Source organism: Algoriphagus antarcticus, assembly GCF_002150685.1.
GTDB lineage: Bacteria > Bacteroidota > Bacteroidia > Cytophagales > Cyclobacteriaceae > Algoriphagus > Algoriphagus antarcticus.
Genome location: NZ_MSSW01000123.1, coordinates 1 through 1,979 on the forward strand (window position 1 = coordinate 1; position 1,979 = coordinate 1,979).

A 1,979-nucleotide genomic window follows, 5' to 3' on the forward strand; every position below is an offset into this window, starting at 1 on the left:
CCTGTAATTGTACACCGACACGAAACAGACAATCAACATACAAACAATTAAAAATAACATAAAATGAAAATCATCTTCAATGAAAACCTAGCTGGGGTAAAATCAGCAACAGACAAGTCAAATGAACTTTTAAAAAATGACGAATTTTACAAAGCGATTTCTGACCACCCCAATTTTGATTTAAGTACGGCAAGTCCTAAGATTATTGCTGACTTGTTAAAGAAATCAGATTTAGAGTTTAAAGTAGAGATATTTTATCCAAATGCTTTTCAATCTATAAAATATAGGAAGACATTTGCTTATACAGACGAAAGGTTTCCAAATACTTTGTTTTTAAACTTTAAAAAGTTAGACCGTGAGATTGAAGACATTGCAGCAACAATTATTCATGAAAGTATTCATGCACTTGATGATGCAGAAGAAATCTATACTTTTGGTCATGGCAACAATAGTCCCAAAGGAAAGGATAACACAGCACCTTACTGGATTGGAAATCTAACATATCGAATATTGAAAAATAATCCAAACGCACCACTTTTAGCGTTTGACCAAATGGAAGAAGATAACATCGCATAATTATTAACAACTAAAAAAATAAAATCATGGCAGTTATAGGAACAAAAAAGTTTTGGAAACCTTCATTAGGAGCTTCTGCAACCCAAAAGGAAAATCAAATTCTAAAAAATGCGGGTTATATTAATCTGCAATTACGGACAGTAAATTATATGTCTGTTGGTAATTTTTGGCAGACCACTTTTGGCGGTAAAGATAAAATTGCGTTAGCAACAACCTTGAAATATCAATCAGGTGTAGATTCCATTGAGGCTACATCAGTTCAAGATGTAAGAGAAATTAAAGTCAATAAAAATTACAACTTAGGTCTTCAAAGGAATATAGCAATAAAAATACCAGCAAATGCTGATGCAATTGCAATTGAAGTAAAAATGACTGCTGTAAAAAATGACTCCTTACAAGCTAAATTTGACATGCTTAATCAGCCTGAATACCAATCGGCTTTGCAACTTGCACCCACAGTTGTAGGACAAGTTTTAACAATAACCTCTTTAGTGAAAAAGTTATTTACAGATTCAGACCCACATGCTCAACTAGAGGCAAGTTACGCAGGTATAATTAGTTCGCAACAAGAAGATAACCCTGTTAGTAATGGAAAATTGACAAGAGGGCTTTTGATAATGATTTCTACAAATGATGGCGACCCATTCAATAATGTAGATGAATCAAAGTTCGATTTAAGAGGTGATGCATTGTACTACAATAATAACGAAGTTGAAAATACTTACTTGGTTTTCAATATTTCGTTTGAACAGTTTAAAGGCGATGATGAAAAGTCAAATTGGTTTAAGAAATATAATGATGCGTTAAATAATCTTGACAAAATCCAATTGACACAAGACCAAGTCGAAATTTCAAAAATATATTCGGATTCAAAAACTTTATGGATTGAAGGCAATGCTCTTATAGACGCAGATGCGACTTATATAAACAAAGAAAGAGTCCAGATAAAAAATGCAGCAATTGCTTCCATTCAGGAAAAATATAAATCATTAACAACTCCTGCCCAACCTATTTCACTTCTTAACGCAACCGACATCCTTAAAGGTTTGACTGGTTCTACTTCCTTTCATACAGTCGAGTTAGCATTACCGATGACAGGCAGTTTTCTTAATTCTAGTTTTGACATTGACCCTAAGAAGCCATTCGACAATTCATTATTGGAAAGTTTGGAAAGCGACAAAAATATTGACGACATGTTGACTAAAGATAAAGGAGCATATCTTGACAGTTTGAAGAAACATAATTTGACATTTAAACTAGGAAAGAAATAACAACTACAGGTAACAAGCGTTTGGCAAAAGTGGCGGTTCAGTGCTCCGCAGACAGTTTTGTGGTTAGTCAAAGTTTGGTTCTCCGCATCAACATTTGTGGTGAAAATCGCCACCTTCGCCAAGCGCCAAAAC

General features: G+C 34.0%; 2 protein-coding genes. Both read left to right on the forward strand.

Annotation, left to right across the window (positions count from 1 at the left end):
- Positions 1–63: 63 nt before the first annotated feature.
- Positions 64–576 (forward strand): hypothetical protein, encoded by a 513-nt coding sequence (locus tag BVH04_RS24800; RefSeq protein ID WP_086544148.1) that lies wholly within the window; start codon positions 64–66, stop codon positions 574–576.
- Positions 577–602: 26 nt separating this feature from the next.
- Complete coding sequence (locus BVH04_RS24805; RefSeq protein ID WP_086544149.1) at positions 603–1,847, forward strand: hypothetical protein; 1,245 nt, start codon at positions 603–605, stop codon at positions 1,845–1,847.
- Positions 1,848–1,979: the final 132 nt, after the last annotated feature.